This is a genomic window from Corynebacterium meridianum, assembly GCF_016342265.1.
Taxonomy (GTDB): domain Bacteria; phylum Actinomycetota; class Actinomycetes; order Mycobacteriales; family Mycobacteriaceae; genus Corynebacterium; species Corynebacterium meridianum.
In genome coordinates, this window is sequence record NZ_JAEIOS010000011.1 from 302,229 (window position 1) to 321,672 (window position 19,444).

Genomic DNA, 19,444 nt, shown 5'->3' on the forward strand with positions numbered 1-19,444 from the left:
AAAACGTGGATCAGGCGTCGCCGCCCGGCGCCTCCGGTTCCACCGGAGATTCACCGAAGCCGATGGTCCGGAGCCAGGATTCGACCTGCACGACCACCCCGTCCGCGTCCAGACCGAGTTCCCGCAGAATCTCCCCACGGGAGGCGTGCTCGAGGAACCGTTCCGGGACGGCGAGACGCCGGAGCGGGGTATCGATCTCACTGGCGCCGAGCGCCTCGGAGATCAGGGATCCGATTCCTCCGTGGATTACCCCGTCCTCGAGCGTGACCACGAGATCGTGGTCGGCGGCCAGCGCTAGGATCGACGGCGCCACGGGGATCACCCACCTTGGGTCGACGACGGTCACGTCCACGCCACGCTCCCTCAGCTCGGTCGCCGCCGCGACCGCGGTGTGCGCCATCGCTCCCACGGAGACGATGAGAACGGAGGGCGCTGCGGGATCGTCGTTCTCGGCCGCGTTCGGATCCGCCTCCGGGTCGACGCAATCCGAGTAGACGAGAACATCCACCCCGTCACCGAGCGTGAATGCCGCCGTGAGCTCGTCGGGCAACGGGCCTTTCGGGAAGCGGACGACGGTGGGACCGTCGTCGATGTCCGTGGCCTCGCGGAGCAGCTCCGACAACTGCCGACCGTCGCGGGGCGCGGCCACCCGGATGCCCGGGACGATGCCCGTGACCACCATGTCCCACACCCCGTTGTGGCTCGCTCCGTCCGAGCCGGTGACGCCCGCCCGGTCGAGCACCAGCGTGACGGGTAATCCGAGGAGTGCCACATCCATCAGCAGCTGGTCGAACGCCCGGTTGAGAAAGGTCGAGTAGACCGCCACCACCGGGTGCAGGCCCCCCAGCGCGAGACCGGCCGCAGAGGTCAGCGCGTGCTGTTCCGCGATACCTACATCGAAGAAACGGTCCGGATAGGCTTCCCCGAACCTGGCCAGGCCAGTGGGGCCCGCCATCGCCGCCGTGATCGCGACGATGTCGTCCCTCTCCGCACCGATCTCGACGAGATCACGGGCGAACAACCCCGTCCAACCGGGGGCTGAGACACCCACCGCCAGCCCCGTCGCGGGGTCCATGACTCCGGTGGAGTGCATCAGGTCGGCGACGTTGTTCTCCGCGGGCGCGTAGCCGCGGCCCTTCTCGGTCACGCAGTGCACGATGATCGGTCCCTGGTGTTCCCGCGCGTAGCGGAAGGCATTCTCCAGGCTCTCCAGGTCGTGTCCGTCGACCGGACCGATGTACTTCATCCCCAGTTCGGGGAACATCTCGCTGGGGATTACCGAGTGCCTGACACTCTCCTTGACCGTGCGGAGCGCCTCGAACGTCCGTCGTCCAACCCACCCCATCGAATTCAGGGTGGTTTTCCCCTGTTCCATGACACGGTCGTAGAAGGGTTGCATCCTCAGCGAGGCGAGATTCTCGGCTAGCCCCCCGATGGTGGGCGAATAGCTGCGACCGTTGTCGTTGACGACGATCACTACCCTGCGGTCGTACCCCGCCGCTATGTTGTTGAGGGCCTCCCAGCACATGCCGCCGGTGAGGGCGCCATCGCCCACCACCGCGACGACGGTGCGATCGGTCTGACCGGTGATCTCGAATGCCTTGGCCAGTCCGTCGGCGTAGCTCAGTGACGCCGACGCGTGGGATGACTCCGTCCAGTCGTGCTCGCTCTCGCTCCGGCTGGTGTAGCCCGACAGACCACCCTTCTGCCGCAGCGAGTCGAACCGGTCCGCACGCCCCGTGAGGATCTTGTGCACGTAGGACTGGTGGCTCGTGTCGAAGATCATCGGATCATCCGGGGAGTCGAACACCCGGTGCAGCGCGATGGTCAGTTCGATGACGCCGAGGTTGGGCCCGAGGTGTCCACCGGTTGCGGAGACCTTCTCCACGAGGAAGTCGCGAATCTCCACCACCAATCCCTCGAGCTCGAGATCACTGAGGGTGCGGAGGTCAGCGGGAGCGTGGATGCGGTTGAGGATCTCCATTGGCGTGAGTCAGACACCTTTTCTTTCATTGGGCTCGGTCGGTGGGTGGCCGGGAACCCGGGTCGGGCGTGCCGTCCGGCTGGGAACGGCGTGGTCGTGGGACAACTCGTTCGCACTCGAGTCACCGCCCCGCATCAGGGACACTGCGGTCCCCGCCGGTACCCGTGGCGTGGTCCGTCACCGACCCACACCGTGGTAGCTGGGTCCGGCTGGACCGCAGCTGTCGGAATGCCGCGGGAAACCCGGGTGCGATTGTTCCGTCAATCCTACCCCGTGGGCGTCGGCAGCTGCCATCAGGGGACGGGGATTCCCCGCCTCGGAAATCGACGCGTCCGTCGATGAGTGGTCGCGTCAGCGGGCGTCCGGGACGAGCAGACCGAAGGCCTCCAGATGGTGGGTACCGGGGAACGCGCCGGCGACAGCCAGCCTGGACAGGTGGTATCCGCTCGAGTACCAGGCGGCGATGTCCCGGGCGAACGTGGCGGGATCACAACCGACGTGGACCACAGCGGCGGGGTGCGCGGCGGCGATGGCTGACACGGTTTCCGTGCCCGCTCCGGTCCGCGGTGGATCGAGCACCACAGCCCGCGGTGCGGGCAGCTGTGGGACCTCCGCGGCGACCTCCCCCGTCCTGAACTCGACCGGCAGATCCGAGAGCGCGGCGCGACCGCATTCGGCCGCCATCCTCGACTGCTCGACGGATATGACGGAGGCATCGGCACCACCGGTGGTCTCCCGGAGAACGTCGAGCAGCGTGGGCGCGAACAGACCTGCACCGCCGTAGAGGTCCCACCCGACAGGTGCACCGGAGTCCGGGGATTCCGTGTCGGTGGCCTGGTCCAGCGCCTCCGTGAGCCATGACCGGACCGTCGCGGTGAACGTTTCGGGAGCTTTCTGGTGTGCCTGCCAGAAGGCGGTGGCCGGGAGGTGGTACGTGTGCCCACCGACCGCCTCCGTGCAGATGCCGCTCCCCTCAAGGGTGCGTCGGATCGCCTCCGTTCTTCGTCCGCGCGCGGCGCGTCGCGATTCGACCACGTGCCGGTCACCGGTGGAGTCCACGGCGACGATGAGTTCGGCACCGGGGGTGAAACGCCCGGAACCGGGACCGACGATGCCGTCGAGCATGCCCGGCAGCGCCTGCATGCACGGGATTGAGATCAGGTCGTGACTACCGGCAATTCTGGTTCCGGCGTGACCGGTGGCGTCGACTCCGAGCCGGACGCGCGTGCGCCAACCGGTGACCGGTTGAAGGGGGATGCCAGCGACGGCCGGGAGATCGTCACCGGTGCCGATGTGCCCGATGCGGCGCAGTTGGTCGAGCAGCACCGCGCGTTTGAGTTCGTCCTCGGATGCGGGGTCGACATGACCGTAGTCGCAGCAGCCGGCGCCCCGTGCCGCGGCCGGGCAACGCTGTTCGACCCGGTGTTGTGACGACTGGACCACATCGATGATCCGCGCGGCGGTGAAACGCTTCTTCACCTTGATTATCTCCACCCGCAGGACGTCCCCGGGTAACCCACCCCGGACGAACACGATGCGGCCGTCCTGCAGCTGTGCGATCCCCTCGCCACCGTGGGCCGGCCGGTCGACGCTCACGGTGACGCGGTCACCGACTCCGACGGTGCTCTGACCCGCCTCGCGGGAACTGTCGGGGGAGTAGTTTTCGGTCACTGTGGATCCAATCGGTTCGAGTCGGTTCAGGGGTTGGGAATGGGGAGGCGTCGGCCGGGGCCGGGACATCAGCCGGGCAGCGTCACCCGGGTTCGGAGGGCGCGGATTCCACGGAATCTGCTGGTTCCGGCGATGCATCTTCAATGGCCTTCGAGGCGTGCCGGACCGCCCACACGGTCAGGAGCGCGGCGACACCGGTTAGCGGCCATCCCATGGCGATGCGGGCGAGAGCGAGTGCGTTCGTCGCATCGGCATCGTAGAGATTCCTCTGCACGAGGAATCTGGCGAGGAAAACCAGCGACCAGGCGATCGTCGCCCAGGCGTAGGCGCGTCGCGCACCGGGAACCATGCGCCAGGTCATGTCATGCCCGTTCACACCGCGCCAGGCGACGCCAACCATGGGCCAGCGAACCACGACGGAGATTATGAAGACGACGGCGAAGATCAGCGACATCCAGATTCCGTAGAGGAAGTAGGCTTTCGCGTCGCCGGTGAACAGGGCGAAAGCGGCACCGATGGCGACACCGAGGAGACCCGAGATCGCCGGTTGGAGATTCTCCCTCCGGGCGAGCCGCCAGACGAAGATCGCGATGGCGACCGTGAGTGAGGCGATCAGCGCCCACATCAACCCGAACCTGTTGTTGACCGGGATGAGGACGAGAATCGGGAGCGTCGATGAGACCAGTCCCCCGAGCCCGCCCATCTGCTCAAGTAGCGTCGGGGCCGCCGGTTCCACCGCTCCGGTCCCCTCCTCCCCCGTGTCCTGCGCCCCGGGGCGACGGTCGTCGAAGGACACTAGCGCTCCGTCTTCCGGATCTGGTGCATCGCGGATGCCTCAGCTCCTCGATCCGGGTTCGGATCCACCACTGGCTGACGGGTGTCGGTGCCTGGACCGGCACCGGCACTCCGGTCGTCGGACGCTGCGGCCTCCGCGGCCTGCTGCTGTGCGGCCTCCTCCGGTGTCGCGGTACGCGCACGGAGGTCGCGCGTGTCCATCTTCCCGGTCTCCTGCGCCTTCTTCAGGCGCTCCTGCATCGCCTGGGTGACCTGCTTTGCCAGTGCCTCCGGAAGCGCGACGGGGAGGGATTGTCCGGCGGGCATCGGCCCGTCACCGCGGTAGACGAAGGTCCGCGCCGTGACGTCCCGGCCCAACTGGGCCAGTTCATCGGCCGATCCGGAGGGTGCCGCGAGCGTCATTCGGAGCATCCACCGCGGACCGTCGACACCGATGATCCGGATGGCTGCTTCGCCTGCGGCCCCGACGACCTCACGCCCCCACGGGCCGTGCTCGATGTGCACGGTGAGGCCGTCCCCGCGCATCCCCTCGGCGATCTCCTTCGTCGACTCCCGCCACTGACCGGCCGACCGGGGTGCCGCAAAAGCCACCGGGGTTATCCGCCCGTACGCCGTGATGATGTGCAGCATCCGCGGGCCGTTCGGCCCCATCTCCACCTGTACCTCGGAGCCCCGTGGCAGCGGAACCGCGAGCGACCCGAGGTTGAGCACGCCATCCGCGAAGTCGGAGAAATCGAACTGCCCGATGTCGACCGATCCGCCGTCGAATGGTCCGACATCACCGGCAACCGCATCATGGACGGGATCCGGGCCGTCGACCACGGTGTTCCCCTGTTCCGGGGCTGCGACGCCGGCGGGTTCAAGGGCCTCGGGAGGTGCCTCGGCCGGTACCCCGTCATCTACTGACGACGAAGCCTCATCGGTCATGGGAGTGTGCCGGGAACCCTCAACCGGGTCATCGTCACGGTGTTCCTTTTTCTTTCCGAATCCGAATAGCGCCATGTGCCGTTCAGTCTCCTTCCCCGTGCCTCCTGAGTTCAGCTGCCTTGGGGCACGCCGGATCAGTCACGGTTTTAGTTGTCTTGTCGTCGTAGCCCGGGCCGGTCCACCTGGACATCACGCGACCGGTCTACGGTACCGACTCCATTATGCAGCCGACCGGACGGTCATCGTTGACCGGTGAAGCGGCCCGCAGTCCGCTAGCTGCCTCCGGAAGTATCACCGACACCGGTGGAACCGTACCCGGAGGCACCCCGCACTGTTTCATCGAGTGCGTCTGTCTCCGTGAAGTCACAGAGTTCAACCCGTTGGATCAGCAGTTGCGCGATCCGGTCCCCGGGTTCGATCGTGATCACCTCACGCGGGTCGAGGTTGATCAGACAGACCTTGATCTCTCCCCTGTAGTCGGCGTCGATCGTTCCGGGAGTATTGACTATCGACAGTCCGCGGCGCAGAGCCAGTCCGCTCCTGGGGTGGATGAGTCCGACGTAGCCCAGCGGAAGGGCGAGAGCTAGCCCGGTACCGACCAGGGCCCGTTCACCTGGTTCGATGACGGTTCGTTGCAGTGCGGCGAGGTCAACTCCCGCATCGCCACGGTGGGCGCGGCGCGGGCTGACGGCACCCGGGTCGAGCTTGCGGAAACGGATGGTCGGGACGGTGGGGGTCGTATCAGTCACCCACCCAACACTACGCAACACACCACGGCACCACCCTCCCCACACCCGGACCGGCGCGGGTACGGGTGCAGTAGAATGGCCCGCGTGAGTGAATCCGTATCGAACGCCACCAGGGTCGTCTACCGCGAGCGGCAGTGGGTACCGTGGTCGTGGTGGATCTTCGGTGCCCTGATCGTGGCACTCCTCACCGGACAGCTCGCCCACAACCGATCCGAGATCTGGTTGTGGGCCCCCGGGATCATTCTGACGGGGACCGCGGTCTGGGTGCTGCTCTCACTCTCTGGGACCGTCATCTCGGTCGAACAGGACGAGGAGGGCGTGCGTTGGCTGCACGCAGGTGACGCGATGCTGCCGGACGACGCGATTTCCCGGACGCTGGCCGTCCCGGCATCCGCGAAGCGGAACGCGATGGGGCGACAACTCGACCCGGCCGCCTTCGTGGTCTCCCACGGATGGGTACCGGAGATGGCCATGTTCGTTCTCGATGACCCGGAGGATCCGACCCCGTACTGGCTGATCGGATCCAAGGACCCGGAGGCGTTGATCGCCGCGTTCCTGCCGGAACGCCACGGCCACGACACCGACTGAACCAATCCGACGTTCCCGGACCGCCGTCCCCACCAGACGGGAAGAGGACCCGGATGATTGCATCCGGGCCCTCGGGGCGGTGGACGGTTGCCCCACCGCGACGGTGACTGTCGGGAGGTCAGGCGCAGTCGAGGCAGATCTCGTCGCCGTTGTCCTCGACGTGCGACAACCGGTTCTGGCGTTGCACGAGGAAACAACTCCCACACGTGAACTCATCAGCCCGGCGGGGTACCACCTGAATGTTGAGTTCCTCCCCGGAGAGATCCATGGCGGGCAGTTCGAAGGGCTCGACGATCTCTCCGTCATCGTCGAGGACGGTCTGCGCACTCTCGGAGGCCTTCAGCCCCTCGAGGGAATCCGTCTCAATGTCGTCATCGGGCCGCAGCCTCGGGGCGTCGTAATCGGTAGCCATGATGTCGGCTCCTTTTTGTCTCACAATGTGGTCGGGCGGGGCAGATCGGGCAGCGGGACCTGACCCGCCATCGTATTGCATGTCGACGCGCATATTAAGCCCTAAACCCGCCCTTGTCATATTCACGTGTCCACACGAGGGTTTCAGCACGTCACGGGCACGGAAGCAGAGCCTCTACAGAACAACCGGGAGTACGGCTGTGTCATTCCACGCTGCGAACCGCGCCGATGATGCCGCATCGCTCGAGGAGAGCACCGAAGTCGTCAGCGACACCGCCCGCAGCGGCCCAGATCAGTTCCCCGTCCGCGGACCTTGAACCCAGTTCCGGCGCCTCGACCCGGGCACCCGATTCACGGGCGATCACGATTCCCGCGGCGAAGTCCCACCCGTTGAGCGCGTGCTCGTAGTAGGCGTCCACCCTGCCTGCGGCGAGTTGGCAGAGATCGAGCGCGGCACTGCCCGTCCGCCTGATGTCCCGTATGCGGGGCAGCATCCGGGTGAGCATCTCCGCCTGCCGCCCGCGGAGTCCGGAATCATAGGAGAAACCGGTGGCGACGAGCGCGAGGTTCGTCTCCCTGACCCCTGTGCACCTGAGCCGGCGGGTCCGTCCGTCACCGTCGGTCACGTGAGCCCCGTGCCCCGCGGCCGCGGAGTAGAGCTCACCGGTCGCGGCATTCAGCACGACGCCCGCGGCGGGTATCCCGTCGACCGCCGCGGCAATCGACACCGCGTACATCGGTACGCCGTAGAGGAAGTTGACTGTGCCGTCGATGGGATCGACCACCCAGTCGACTGAGGTCGATGATTCTCTGTGGGCGCCCTCTTCACCGATGAGTCCGTCCCCCGGACGTTCCTCGGCGATGAGTGAGGTCACCAGTTCCTCGACGGCCCTGTCCACCACGGTGACCGGATCCACCTCCGAGGATTTGAATGTGACGGATGCACTGAGGTCGTCGATCCGGGCAAGCTCGTCGACGATGAGCCGGTGGGCCTGCCGTGCCCAGCCGACCGCGATGTCACGGAGCATCCGCGGATCCGTGCTCTGCTGTTCCTGTCCGTCTGCCGAAGCGTTGATGTGAGTCATGACCCCATTGTGCCGCTGTCTCCCCCCGGACGTCATGGTGGCGTAACCGGCGGGCGCAACCGGTCAGCTTTGTACAATGGGTCCATGACGAACATCGGTTTTGGAATAGACGTCGGCGGGTCGGGCATCAAGGGCGCCCGGGTCAACCTGGACACCGGCGAGTTCATCGACGACCGGATCAAGATCCCCACGCCTCAACCTGCGACGCCCGGGGCCGTCGCAGCGACAGTGGAGGAGATCGTTCGTCTGGCGGACTGGGACGGCCCGGTCGGGATCACGCTTCCCTCCGTCATCAGGAATCAACGGGCCCTGACCGCCGCCAACATCGACCCGTCGTGGGTCGACACCGATGTCAACTCCCTCTTCCACGAGACCCTCGGGCACCGTCGCATCAGTGTCCTCAACGACGCGGACGCCGCGGGCCTGGCCGAGGTCTCCTTCGGTAACCCCGAGGCCCGGAGTGGTTCGGTGATCCTGTTGACCTTCGGCACCGGTATCGGCAGTGCCTTCCTGATGGACGGCGAACTGTTCCCCAACACCGAGCTCGGTCATCTGCTGGTCGACGGAGTCGAGGCCGAGCATCTCGCGTCCTCCGCGGTGAAGGAACGGGAGGACCTCCGGTACGGGCAATGGGCCCGCGAGCGGGTCTCGCCGGTTCTCCGGGAGTTCGAGCGGCTGTTCTGGCCGTCGCTCTTCATCGTCGGTGGGGGCATTTCACGGAAGGCCCACAAATGGGTTCCGAAACTCGAGTGCTCGACCCGTGTGGTTCCCGCCGAGCTGCGTAACCGTGCCGGAATCGTCGGCGCAGCGATGGCCGTCGACCGCGACCTGACCCCGTAACGGGCGGACTGACCCGAGGCGTACCACGACGCGAAACCAGGCTTCGGACGGTGGGCACCCCGGGCACGGGTGTACCGTCGGCGACGTCGGCCTGACAGTTGATCTATACTGGCGAGTTGACCGTGAATTAACTTCGTCTCACTGTAACCATCGCACCCGATCAGAAAACCGGCTGAAGACCGGTGGTAGTACAGCCCACTGCTTCGGATGGGGCACAGTGAGCGCACCTGATTCACCCATGTGACCGGCGTCGGCGTTCGCGGAGCTCATCGTTCTGCGGCCACCGTCCGTTCCGGAGCTGAACTCCAGGTGGAGTCCGGCCCCGGACAATCATCCGGCACCGGACACAGAACACGATCTCAAGGCGAAAGGGCGCACGTGGCAGCCACTGATTCTTCAGACCTGGCCCGACCGGAGGATGCCGACAACTCCTCCCCGGACACACCCGCAGCACGCAAAACGGCAAAGAAGACAGCCCGGAAGACCGCACGCAAGTCGTCGGCCCGAAAGGCCGCACCCCGGACCGCACGGGCGGCGTCAGCGCAGTCCATCACAGGGACCGATGACGCCGGGGACGCCCCGGAAACCACCACAGAACCGGCGAAGAAGACGGCACGGAAAACCACCCGGAAGGCCGCACCGAAGAAGACCACTTCCCCGTCAGCTACCGAAGCCGACTCCACTCCCGATGCCGCGGAAGACGGCGCGAAGGACGCACCCAAGAAGAGTACGAAGAAGACCGCCCGCAAGGCTCCGGCGAAAAAAACGGCGAAGAAGACCGCCCGCAAGGCTCCGGCGAAGAAGACGGCCCCGAAGAAGGCCACGACGGCGAAGTCCGGCAAGGACTCCGACACGCCTCCCGAGGACGCGGATGAGGTGTTGATCGCCGTCGGCTCCGCGGACGACGACGACTTCCCCGCCACGGATCTTCCCGCGGACGAGGACAATGAAGACACCGACGCGGATGACGTGGTGGAATCCGACGGCGACGATGACGAGGACGGTTCCTCCGTCTGGGACGAGGACGAATCAGCGGCTCTCCGTCAGGCCCGCAAGGATGCGGAGCTCACGGCTTCCGCGGACTCGGTTCGCGCGTATCTCAAGCAGATCGGCAAGGTCGCCCTGCTCAACGCCGAGCAGGAGGTTTCTCTCGCGAAGCGGATCGAGGCGGGGCTCTACGCCACCTACCGTATCGAGCAGATGCAGGAGGCCTTCGCCGCCGGCGACAAGGACGCCAAGCTCACCCCCGCGGTGAAACGCGACCTCAGGGCCATCGCGCGCGACGGCAGGAAGGCGAAGAACCACCTGCTCGAGGCGAACCTCCGCCTCGTGGTCAGCCTGGCCAAGCGCTACACCGGACGCGGCATGGCCTTCCTCGATCTGATCCAGGAGGGCAACCTCGGTCTGATCCGTGCGGTGGAGAAGTTCGACTACACCAAGGGCTACAAGTTCTCGACGTACGCAACCTGGTGGATCCGCCAGGCGATCACCCGTGCGATGGCGGACCAGGCCCGGACGATCCGCATCCCGGTCCACATGGTCGAGGTCATCAACAAACTCGGTCGTATCCAGCGGGAACTGCTCCAGGACCTGGGCCGCGAACCCACCCCGGAGGAGCTCGCGAAGGAGATGGACATCTCGGAGGACAAGGTCCTCGAGATCCAGCAGTACGCCCGCGAACCCATCTCGCTCGATCAGACGATCGGAGACGAGGGTGACAGCCAGCTGGGCGACTTCATCGAGGACTCCGAGGCCGTCGTCGCGGTCGACGCCGTGAGCTTCACACTGCTCCAGGATCAACTGCAGGATGTCCTTCAGACGCTTTCCGAACGTGAGGCTGGCGTGGTCAAGCTGCGTTTCGGTCTGACCGACGGTATGCCCCGCACCCTGGACGAGATCGGTCAGGTGTACGGCGTTACCCGCGAACGAATCCGCCAGATCGAGTCCAAGACGATGTCCAAACTCCGTCACCCATCACGGTCCCAGGTGCTCCGGGACTACCTCGACTAGAGGGGTACCCCACCCGAGCACCCGTAGCGACGGCCCGTATCCGCGATCACCGGTATCGCGGATACGGGCCGTGCTGTTGTCTCGTGCCGAGGCGTGGAATCTTCCGGCTAGGGGTCAGCGCTCGGACTCGCCCGGCTCTCCCCGGTCATCGACGACCGGACACCGGCGGGCTCCAGCGCCGTGGAAGCCCGGCTCTCCCGTAGGCGAGCCTGCGGTGCAGCCACTCCAGCGGGCCGGGGCGACCGAAACGCTCGAGTACCACGGCGATCACCACCGTCACGAGCCAGACGACGATTCCTGCCGTGGTTCCCGCGGCAGCGCTGCCCGGGGTGACCAGGTGGAGCCCGAAGGAGGAGAGGAACACCACGCACAGCACCGACTGGAGGACGTAGCCGGTCATGGACCGCCGCCCGAGGGCGATCAGGGCGCTCGTGAAGAAGCCCGGCCGGTGCTCATCCCCCGCCGCGCGCGCGGCATCGATCTTCCGCTGGAGGGGCAGGCTGCCCAGGGCGATCGCCGCGACGAGTCCGGGACCGGTGAACATCCCGACGATCATGTTGATCGACCCCAGTCGTGGCGCCCAGCCGGCCGGAGCCCAACCCGCCATCGACAGGCCCCACGGAAGCCCGACGAGGACCATGACGGCGACCGCGACCCCGACTGCGGTCCACAACACCCGGAGATGCCTCTCCGGATGCGTGAGAACGCCCTTTCTCGCGGCGACGAACCCGACGATGATCACGGGCGCGACCGTGGCGGCCTCGGCGGGGAACACGAACAGGGAGCCGATGAGGGTGATCCCGCCGACCGCGACGTATTCACCGTAGCTGCCGAAGTCCAACGATCCGTGCAAGTCGAATTCCGAGCTGAACATGATCATCGGGATAAGGAACAGCAGCGCGATCGACTGGAGCACCGCGGCGATGATCAGCAGCGTCCGGTCCCTGAGAGGGAGGAGGAAGGCGAGGATCACACCCGTCAGCCCGTAGAAGGTCATGATGTCGCCGTAGTAGAGCACGAGCATGTGCACGGCACCGAACGCGGCGAGGAATCCGTAGCGCCGGGCGAGGACCGACCGCGCCCCATTGACCGGGAAACCCCGGCGCCACAGACTGAGGGCGAGGAGCCCGAATCCGTAGCCGAGGAGCGTGGAGAACATCGCGACACCGCGGACGTGGATGAACAGTGCCCCGAACACCACGGCGAGACGGTCATAGAGGCTGCCGTCCGCGATTCCACCCGCCGCCGCCAGATCGGGTTCGTCGCCGACCGGGGCCAGCCAGGTACTGGTAATGTTCGCGATCGCGATCCCGAGGAGCATGAGTCCCCGGGCGAGGTCCGGGCTCACGAGCCGCGCCCGCGGGGACACCGTTGATGCGCCGGCCGCGCGGTGTGAGTCGTATCCGGACTTCTCCGGCGGTCTGTGCGAGGGGGATGTGCTCACTGTTCTCCTGGTAGCGATGTCGGGGACGTTGATCTCACGAGGCGTCGAGCCTACGCCCGTTCCACACACCCCGGTGGCGGGGAGTTCTCACCAGTCCCGCAGGTAGGCGATCCGGTCGCGGAGCTGCTCCGCCGTGCACAGTGCGGTCGGCGGGCCGCCGCAGTTCTGCCGGGCCTCGTTGTGGATGGCTCCATGTGGGCGCCCGGTCCGGCCGGACGTGATGGACACCAGCGTGTTCAGTTCTTTACGCAGCCGGGGAATCTCGTCCGACGCCGTGGATTTAGTCTCCTCCGCCGACTGGTTCCGCTGGACGGCCTTCATCTCCTGCTCGTGGCGGTGTTCCCCGGCGCGTGCCTCCACCTGTTCGGCCTGGCGCTGCTTCAGCAGCTGACGCATCTGCTCCGCATCGAGCAGCCCGGGGAGACCGAGGTAGTCGGCTTCTTCGGCGGAACCGGCGATCGTGCCGGTTCCGTAGGTTGAACCGTCGTAGATCAGCGAATCGAGTTCCGCCTCCGCCCCGATCGACTCGTAGGACTTCGTGTCGTCCGGCTCGTTCTTCTCCCTGTTCGCCTCGGCGAGGAGCTCGTCGTCCCAGCCCTCCTTCACCCGGTCCGGTTTCCCGAGAACGTGGTCCCGCTGGGTCTCCAGCCGGGAGGCGAGGTCCAGGAGAACGGGGACCGACGGCAGGAACACCGACGCGGTCTCCCCGGGCATCCGGGAACGCACGAAACGCCCGATGGCCTGTGCGAAGAACAGCGGGGTTGATGCGGAGGTGGCGTAGACACCGACTGCGAGACGCGGCACGTCGACGCCCTCGGAGACCATCCGGACCGCGACCATCCACTCGTCGGTCGAGTTGGAGAAGTCCTCGATGCGTTGCGACGCCCCGATCTCGTCGGAGAGCACGACGGTCACCGGGGTCGAGGACATGGTCCCGAGGATCTTCGCGTAGGCGCGCGCCGTGGTCTTGTCCGTGGCGATGACCAGCCCACCGGCGTCCGGCATCCGCTCACGCAGCTGCATCAACCGCGTGTGCGCACCACGGAGGACCGCCGGAATCCAGTCACCCCTGGGGTCGAGGGCGGTCTTCCAGGCACGGGCGGTCTGCTCGGCGTTCAGCGGCTCGCCGAGCCGGGCGGCGAACTCCTCCCCCGCCGAGGTACGCCAGCGGGCCTCACCGGAGTAGGCGAGGAACACGACCGGACGCACCACTCCGTCGGCGAGCGCCTCGGCGTACCCGTAGATGTGGTCGGCCCGGGACTTGAGGTAACCCTCCCCGTCGTCGGTGTACCGGACGAACGGGATCGCCGCATCATCCGAACGGAACGGGGTACCGGTCAGCGCGAGCCGGCGTTCGGCGTCGTCGTAGGCCTCCCGGATACCGTCGCCCCAGCTCTTCGCGTCACCACCGTGGTGGATCTCGTCGAGGATCACCAGTGATCTCTGCGCGGTGGCTACGGCACGGTGCTTGTAGGGGTGCATCGCCACCTGTGCATAGGTGACCACGATGCCGTGGTACTCGGGATTGACCACACCGGCGGTGTTGGTGAAGTGAGGGTCCAGTGAAAGCCCCACCCGCGCGGCCGCCTGGGACCACTGCACCTTGAGGTGTTCGGTCGGAACGACGACGATCACGCGGTCGACCGTCCTGTTTCCGACGAGTTCGGTGGCGAGCCGCAGCGCAAACGTGGTCTTGCCTGCGCCCGGGGTCGCGACGGCGAGGAAGTCCTTCGGCTGGGCGGCCATGTACTTGTCCAGTGCCGCGCGCTGCCAGGCGCGTAGTCTGCCGCCGCTCACTTCTTGCGCAGGGACCGGTAGACACGCTCACAGTCGGGGCATACCGGCGATCCGGGCTTGGCCTGCTTGGTCACGGGAAAGGTCTCTCCGCACAGCGCAACCACCATGCGACCGGAGACGGCCGACTCGACGATCTTGTTCTTCTTGACGTAGTGGAAGAACTTCGGGGTGTCGTCGGACGTCGTCGTGTCTTCCCGGACATCGGGACGTTCAATGGTTTTCGTCGTGGTGTTCACTCAACCCATCATGCCCCAATCGCGGCCCCCCGGGCACAACAGGGTTATCGTGGGATCATGGTGCAGCAGCGGAGCGGCGACGAACCCGGAGGTGATTCCCGTGGTCACGAGTCCGCGGGCCGACCTGCCGGCAGCCGGGTCGCCACCGTGACACCCGTGTCCCCGCGACGCAGGGGACTGCGGCGGCTGTTCCGCAGGCGCGGCCGGGTCGAGCTGATCACCGATGCCCGCCAGACCCCACTGGACAACCTGAACGCGAGACGCAGGAAGTACGCGATCCTGCAGGGCTCCCGGATCCCGTTTCTCCTCGCGAGTGCCGTGACCTGGGTCTGGTGGGAGAACACCTGGGTCTCCGCGATCCTCTTCCTCATTTCGGTTCCGCTACCGTGGATCGCGGTCGTCATCGGCAACGGCGCCGGTGAACCGCGGGATCCCAGGGTGAAGCAGATCTACAAGCCTGCTGTCGTCCGCGAACGGAACGCCCAACATATACTGCAGGCCGACAGGGCCCCCGAACTGGGGCCCACCGTCCTGGAGTCCGATGAAGACGGAAGGCCTGCACCCGGAACCACGGATCCGGGTGGGCCCGTCATCGACCATGACTGACCCGCCGGAGGAACACCGGCGGAAACAACACACCGCTATCTGAGGAGTATCCATTGCCCGACGCCCTTTCCGCAGCTGTGCCCCACCTCATCCGGGTCTTCGGCGAGCACGGTTTCACCGAGAGCGGGGTCTCTGCCCAGTTGGGCGGAGCGGCGGTCGCGGCACTGTACCGGGGCGAACCGGCGGCGGTACTGCGCGCGACCAACGATACGGGCGACCCGGGGCGGGCGGAGCTCATCCGGGTTTTCCTGCTCCGGCGTCCCACGGGGTTCCGGGAACTCACCGACCTTCTCGGCACGAGGACGGTCGAACTTCTGGACGACGCCGGGGCGCTGGAACACGACGGCGAATCCGGTGGAGTCCGGATCTCCGTCGACATCCGCCCCCGCGCCATTGACGGCTCCGACCGGTGGGTATTCGCTGACCCGGACCCGGCGCTGAGCGCCCGACCCCCGGGCGCGGATCATGTCCCGGGAGTCGGGGCGGCATCGCTTTCCCTCCTGCAGTCGACCCCTACGACCCCGGTGGACAGCGTTCTCGATCTCGGTACGGGGTGCGGGATTCAACTGCTCGGGCAGCTCCACTGCGCGGAGCGGATGATCGGCACCGACATCCACGACCGTGCGCTCGACTTCGCGGAGGCGACCCTAGCCGGTACAGGGGTCCCTGTGACGAGGGAGGGGCGCCGGGTGAGCCGCACCGAGTCACACAACGGTGGCGTGACGATGGTGGACCTGCGCCGGGGACCCTGGTTCGAGCCGGTTTCCGGACTGCGCTTCGACCGGATCATCGCGAACCCACCTTTCGTGATCAGCCCCGGCGGCGGTTTCGTCTACCGGGATTCCGGACTCGACCTGGATGCCGCGAGTCAGCTCGTCGTGTCGGGTGCCGTGGAACATCTGAAGCCGGGTGGCACCGCGCATCTTCTGGCCTCCTGGGTGCACACCGGTGAAAGTTCGTGGACCCAGCGCGTGGCGTCATGGATCCCGGACACCGGAGTGGCCGCGTGGGTCCTCCAGCGCGACATCGCCGATCCGGAGCTGTACGTAGGCACCTGGCTGCGGGACGGCTCCGTGGATCCCCGGTCACCGGACGGGACACGACGGACGGCCGAATGGCTGGACCACTTCGCGGAGAACGGCGTGACCGGTGTCGGGTTCGGGTTCATCGCCCTCCAGAGGATCGATGACAACCTGCCCTCCGAGGTCACGGCGGAGGACTTCCGGATGAATGACACTTCCGGTCTCGGCGATGAGGTGACCGAGTTCTTCACCCGTTCCGCGTGGCTCCGCGGCAGGACCGCCGACGAGGTGGCCGGTTCCCGGTTCCTCGTGCGTCCCGGCCTCGCCGTGGAAGATGTCCGCACCACCGATGACGACGCCCGCCTGGGGTTCCGCGCAGCTGCCCTGCGCATCAGCCGGACCGAGGGGCCACGCTTCTCCCACGACATCGACGAACACCTGCGGGCGATCCTCTCCGGACTCCACCCGGAGGGACTCAGCCTGGCGGAGACCGTGGAACTCTACTGTGCCGCACGGGGGTTGGATCCCACCAGGGTCCTGCCCGAAGCCACCGCCGCGGTCGTCGATCTCATCCGTCACGGTATGGTGTTGCCCACGGACATCACCGTCAGCGACGACGGGGCACATGAGGTGCCCCGGTAGTTTGTGAGGAGGATTCCTTGAAAGCTGTTCTGACCCGAGTCTCCAGTGCCAGCGTCACCGTCGACAATGAGGTGGTGGGTGAGATCAACTGCCCGGACACCTGCGGACTGCTCGCCCTCGTCGGTGTGGCCCGCGGCGACGGCGAGGATCCCGCACGGGTGGATACCATGGTGCGGAAGATCGCCGAGCTGCGGATCCTTCCGGACGAGGAATCCGTGGAGTCGAAGGGAGCGCCCGTCCTCCTGGTCAGCCAATTCACGCTCCAGGGCCGGACCGCGAAGGGCCGTCGGCCGAGCTGGTCCGACGCCGCCCCCGGTGATGAGGCCGAACCCGTGATCGCCGCCATTGCCGCAGGGCTCCGTGCCCGCGGGATAACGGTCGCGGAGGGACGGTTCGGGGCGATGATGCGGGTGTCCTCCGTCAATGAGGGACCTTTCACCGTTCTTGTCGACTGCTGAAACCGACGCTCCACGGCATCCACCTGCGGAGACGGACGTCGTCTCCACCCCGGGAACTTTCCCGTCGTGTCGTCCGTTGAACGGATTGAGAACCCGATGAAAGCAGGAGGCCAGTATGACGACCACGTCCCAGCAGGGCATCGAAGTCGAGGAGCCGGACCGGGGGTCACGCCGGGGCCAGACCAATGACAATCCGTCAGCTGATCTGGTCCGCGTCTACCTCAACGGGATCGGCAAGACGGCACTGCTCACCGCTGAGGACGAGGTTCATCTGGCCCAGACGATCGAGATCGGCCTCTACGCCGACCACCTCCTCGCGGATCCCGACACGAAGCTGACCCGGGCGAAGAAACGGGATCTGAAGGTTCTGTCGAAGCAGGGTAAGCAGGCGCGATCGCATCTGTTGGAGGCGAACCTGCGCCTCGTGGTCAGTCTGGCCAAACGCTACACGGGACGCGGCATGCCCCTCCTGGATCTCATCCAGGAGGGCAACCTCGGGTTGATCCGCGCCATGGAGAAATTCGACTATACCAAGGGCTTCAAGTTCTCCACGTACGCGACCTGGTGGATCCGCCAGGCCATCACCCGCGGCATGGCGGACCAGTCGCGCACGATCCGGCTCCCGGTTCATCTGGTCGAACAGGTCAACAAGCTCTCCCGGATCAAGCGGGAGCTCTATCAGAGCCTCGGTCGCGAAGCCACCAACGAGGAACTGGCCGAGGAGAGCGGCATCGACGAGTCGAAGATCGAGATGCTGCTACGCCAATCGCGGGACCCGGTGAGCCTGGACATGCCGGTGGGCGCGGATGAGGAGGCCCCGCTCGGGGATTTCATCGAGGATTCTGACGCAACCGACGCGGAAGCGGCCGTGGTCGCCTCCCTGAGGCACTCGGATGTTCGCGCCGTACTCGCGTCGCTCGAGGTTCGTGAGCAGGAGGTGATTCGACTCCGCTACGGACTCGATGACGGCGTACCGCGCACCCTCGATCAGATCGGCCGACGGTTCGGGTTGTCCCGGGAGCGCGTCCGCCAGATCGAACGTGAGGTCATGAGCAAACTCCGCGACGGAGAACGCGCCGACAAGCTCCGCGCCTACGCGAACTGATTTCCCCGACGTGTCGGTTCCCGCATTCTCTCATCTCCGCGTTTTTGAACCGTTTCCGCCGCCGAAACGCTACTCTTGTTCGGTAACGGCTGAATTCCAGCGATCAGCGCCTCACCTATCTCCGCGTGGCTGTCCTGTCCGGGAGAAGCCGGTGTACACGGGGTGGAACGGGGGTGAGCCTGACGTTTCCGTGGGAACAACGCCCGGGCTTCTCTCGTTGCTCCTAGTGCGGCGTTGGTACGCGTCCGGGGCGTTGTCCGGGGTGTATCGGGCCGCCGGACTACCGGTGCTCGACGAAGTCGAACGCGAACACAGCCGTATTTTTCGAGCGCATAAAAACTGAGGAAAGGCATTATCCCCGTGAAGGATCTGGTCGACACCACCGAAATGTATCTCCGCACCATCTACGAGCTGGAGGAGGAGGGCGTCGTCCCGCTGCGCGCGCGCATCGCGGAGCGTCTCGAACAGTCTGGCCCCACGGTGAGCCAGACAGTGGCACGGATGGAACGCGACGGTCTCGTCCACGTCGCCCCCGACCGGAGCCTCAAGATGACCGAAACGGGCCGATCGACGGCCATCGCCGTCATGCGGAAGCACAGACTCGCCGAGCGGCTTCTCACCGACAAGATCGGACTCGACATCCTCAAGGTGCACGCCGAGGCATGCCGCTGGGAACACGTCATGAGCGTCGAGGTCGAACAGCGCCTCGTCGATGTCCTGGACGACATCTCTTCGAGTCCCTTCGGCAACCCGATTCCGGGGCTCGAGGAACTCGGCGTCGAGAATGCGGACGAGGCCACCTTCGGGGAACGTGCCGTCGATCTCCCGCAGGGCGAGAACCTGAAGTGCCGCGTACTGCAGTTCAACGAGATCCTCCAGGTTGACGTGGCACAGCTCAAGGCCCTCATCGACGCGGAGATCACCATCGGTGCCGAGGTCGAGGTCAGCAACGTCGACGGCATCGTCACGCTGACCCGCGACGGCAACAGCGTCACCGTCGATCATGATCTCGGCCACGCCGTCCGGCTGGAGCGCCTCGGCTGATCCCGAAGTCGCGTCGTCGTACCACCGACT

At 66.3% G+C, this 19,444-nt stretch carries 17 protein-coding genes and 2 pseudogenes; 8 read left to right on the top strand and 11 right to left on the bottom strand.

Going from position 1 to position 19,444, the window contains the following annotated elements; translation table 11 throughout:
• Positions 1-10: 10 nt before the first annotated feature.
• The 5 genes from dxs to dut all read right to left on the bottom strand — a co-directional run bounded on the left by dxs (position 11) and on the right by dut (position 6,096).
• A complete protein-coding gene (dxs, locus tag JDV75_RS04605) occupies positions 11-1,984 on the bottom strand; it encodes a 1-deoxy-D-xylulose-5-phosphate synthase (protein WP_198738060.1) in 1,974 nt (657 codons plus the stop codon).
• Between the two features lie 351 nt (positions 1,985-2,335).
• Complete coding sequence (locus JDV75_RS04610; protein WP_248095061.1) at positions 2,336-3,655, bottom strand: class I SAM-dependent RNA methyltransferase; 1,320 nt, start codon at positions 3,653-3,655, stop codon at positions 2,336-2,338.
• An 82-nt stretch (positions 3,656-3,737) separates the two neighbouring features.
• Positions 3,738-4,358, bottom strand: a complete 621-nt coding sequence (locus JDV75_RS04615; RefSeq protein ID WP_198738452.1) for a DUF3159 domain-containing protein — start codon at positions 4,356-4,358, stop codon at positions 3,738-3,740.
• Positions 4,359-4,450: 92 nt separating this feature from the next.
• Positions 4,451-5,452: a DUF3710 domain-containing protein gene (locus JDV75_RS04620; RefSeq protein ID WP_198738062.1), complete on the bottom strand. Its 1,002-nt coding sequence runs from the start codon at positions 5,450-5,452 to the stop codon at positions 4,451-4,453.
• Between the two features lie 197 nt (positions 5,453-5,649).
• Positions 5,650-6,096 (bottom strand): dUTP diphosphatase, encoded by a 447-nt coding sequence (gene dut / locus JDV75_RS04625; RefSeq protein WP_248095714.1) that lies wholly within the window; start codon positions 6,094-6,096, stop codon positions 5,650-5,652.
• A gap of 105 nt (positions 6,097-6,201) precedes the next feature.
• On the opposite strand from dut, the gene JDV75_RS04630 reads away from it, so the two are divergent.
• On the top strand, positions 6,202-6,714 hold the full coding sequence (locus JDV75_RS04630; protein WP_198738064.1) for a DUF3093 domain-containing protein: 513 nt from the start codon (positions 6,202-6,204) through the stop codon (positions 6,712-6,714).
• 118 nt (positions 6,715-6,832) lie between these two features.
• Here JDV75_RS04630 and JDV75_RS04635 read toward each other — a convergent pair whose 3' ends face one another.
• Both JDV75_RS04635 and JDV75_RS04640 read right to left on the bottom strand, forming a co-directional pair.
• Positions 6,833-7,126 (bottom strand): DUF4193 domain-containing protein, encoded by a 294-nt coding sequence (locus JDV75_RS04635; RefSeq protein ID WP_198738065.1) that lies wholly within the window; start codon positions 7,124-7,126, stop codon positions 6,833-6,835.
• A 202-nt stretch (positions 7,127-7,328) separates the two neighbouring features.
• Entirely contained in the window at positions 7,329-8,210 is an 882-nt protein-coding gene (locus JDV75_RS04640; protein ID WP_198738066.1) for an inositol monophosphatase family protein, read from the bottom strand.
• A gap of 84 nt (positions 8,211-8,294) precedes the next feature.
• Between JDV75_RS04640 and ppgK the strand changes: the two genes are divergently transcribed.
• A complete protein-coding gene (gene ppgK, locus JDV75_RS04645) occupies positions 8,295-9,050 on the top strand; it encodes a polyphosphate--glucose phosphotransferase (protein WP_198738067.1) in 756 nt (251 codons plus the stop codon).
• 378 nt (positions 9,051-9,428) lie between these two features.
• A complete protein-coding gene (locus JDV75_RS04650) occupies positions 9,429-11,060 on the top strand; it encodes an RNA polymerase sigma factor (protein ID WP_198738068.1) in 1,632 nt (543 codons plus the stop codon).
• Between the two features lie 145 nt (positions 11,061-11,205).
• Here JDV75_RS04650 and JDV75_RS12200 read toward each other — a convergent pair whose 3' ends face one another.
• From JDV75_RS12200 to JDV75_RS04665, 4 genes and pseudogenes are all read right to left on the bottom strand, one after another.
• The gene (locus JDV75_RS12200; RefSeq protein WP_198738069.1) at positions 11,206-12,504 is read right to left on the bottom strand and encodes a DUF418 domain-containing protein; all 1,299 of its coding nucleotides are present in this window, start codon (positions 12,502-12,504) and stop codon (positions 11,206-11,208) included.
• A gap of 87 nt (positions 12,505-12,591) precedes the next feature.
• A pseudogene (locus JDV75_RS12310) lies at positions 12,592-12,777 on the bottom strand (ATP-dependent helicase); the annotation flags it as partial.
• Between the two features lie 65 nt (positions 12,778-12,842).
• A pseudogene (locus tag JDV75_RS04660) lies at positions 12,843-14,250 on the bottom strand (DEAD/DEAH box helicase); the annotation flags it as partial.
• A 47-nt stretch (positions 14,251-14,297) separates the two neighbouring features.
• Entirely contained in the window at positions 14,298-14,537 is a 240-nt protein-coding gene (locus JDV75_RS04665; RefSeq protein ID WP_198736052.1) for a DUF3039 domain-containing protein, read from the bottom strand.
• Positions 14,538-14,594: 57 nt separating this feature from the next.
• Here JDV75_RS04665 and JDV75_RS04670 point away from each other — a divergent pair, with 57 nt between their 5' ends.
• The 5 genes from JDV75_RS04670 to JDV75_RS04690 all read left to right on the top strand — a co-directional run bounded on the left by JDV75_RS04670 (position 14,595) and on the right by JDV75_RS04690 (position 19,414).
• A complete protein-coding gene (locus JDV75_RS04670) occupies positions 14,595-15,143 on the top strand; it encodes a DUF3099 domain-containing protein (RefSeq protein WP_198738071.1) in 549 nt (182 codons plus the stop codon).
• A gap of 53 nt (positions 15,144-15,196) precedes the next feature.
• Positions 15,197-16,807: a DUF7782 domain-containing protein gene (locus JDV75_RS04675; protein ID WP_198738072.1), complete on the top strand. Its 1,611-nt coding sequence runs from the start codon at positions 15,197-15,199 to the stop codon at positions 16,805-16,807.
• A gap of 17 nt (positions 16,808-16,824) precedes the next feature.
• On the top strand, positions 16,825-17,265 hold the full coding sequence (dtd, locus tag JDV75_RS04680) for a D-aminoacyl-tRNA deacylase (protein WP_198738073.1): 441 nt from the start codon (positions 16,825-16,827) through the stop codon (positions 17,263-17,265).
• A 115-nt stretch (positions 17,266-17,380) separates the two neighbouring features.
• Positions 17,381-18,370 carry a sigma-70 family RNA polymerase sigma factor gene (locus JDV75_RS04685; RefSeq protein WP_232958172.1) on the top strand — a complete coding sequence of 330 codons (990 nt, stop codon included), beginning with the start codon at positions 17,381-17,383 and terminating at the stop codon, positions 18,368-18,370.
• Positions 18,371-18,730: 360 nt separating this feature from the next.
• Entirely contained in the window at positions 18,731-19,414 is a 684-nt protein-coding gene (locus JDV75_RS04690) for an iron dependent repressor, metal binding and dimerization domain protein (protein WP_198738074.1), read from the top strand.
• The last annotated feature ends 30 nt before the right edge of the window (positions 19,415-19,444 follow it).

Coding starts and splice junctions, on each gene's coding strand:
- dxs (WP_198738060.1), bottom strand. CDS start 1,984: ATGGAGATCCTCAACCGCATCCACGCTCCCGCTGACCTCCGCACCCTC.
- JDV75_RS04615 (WP_198738452.1), bottom strand. CDS start 4,358: ATGGGCGGGCTCGGGGGACTGGTCTCATCGACGCTCCCGATTCTCGTC.
- JDV75_RS04620 (WP_198738062.1), bottom strand. CDS start 5,452: ATGGCGCTATTCGGATTCGGAAAGAAAAAGGAACACCGTGACGATGAC.
- JDV75_RS04630 (WP_198738064.1), top strand. CDS start 6,202: ATGGCCCGCGTGAGTGAATCCGTATCGAACGCCACCAGGGTCGTCTAC.
- JDV75_RS04635 (WP_198738065.1), bottom strand. CDS start 7,126: ATGGCTACCGATTACGACGCCCCGAGGCTGCGGCCCGATGACGACATT.
- JDV75_RS04640 (WP_198738066.1), bottom strand. CDS start 8,210: ATGACTCACATCAACGCTTCGGCAGACGGACAGGAACAGCAGAGCACG.
- ppgK (WP_198738067.1), top strand. CDS start 8,295: ATGACGAACATCGGTTTTGGAATAGACGTCGGCGGGTCGGGCATCAAG.
- JDV75_RS04670 (WP_198738071.1), top strand. CDS start 14,595: ATGGTGCAGCAGCGGAGCGGCGACGAACCCGGAGGTGATTCCCGTGGT.
- JDV75_RS04685 (WP_232958172.1), top strand. CDS start 17,381: ATGACGACCACGTCCCAGCAGGGCATCGAAGTCGAGGAGCCGGACCGG.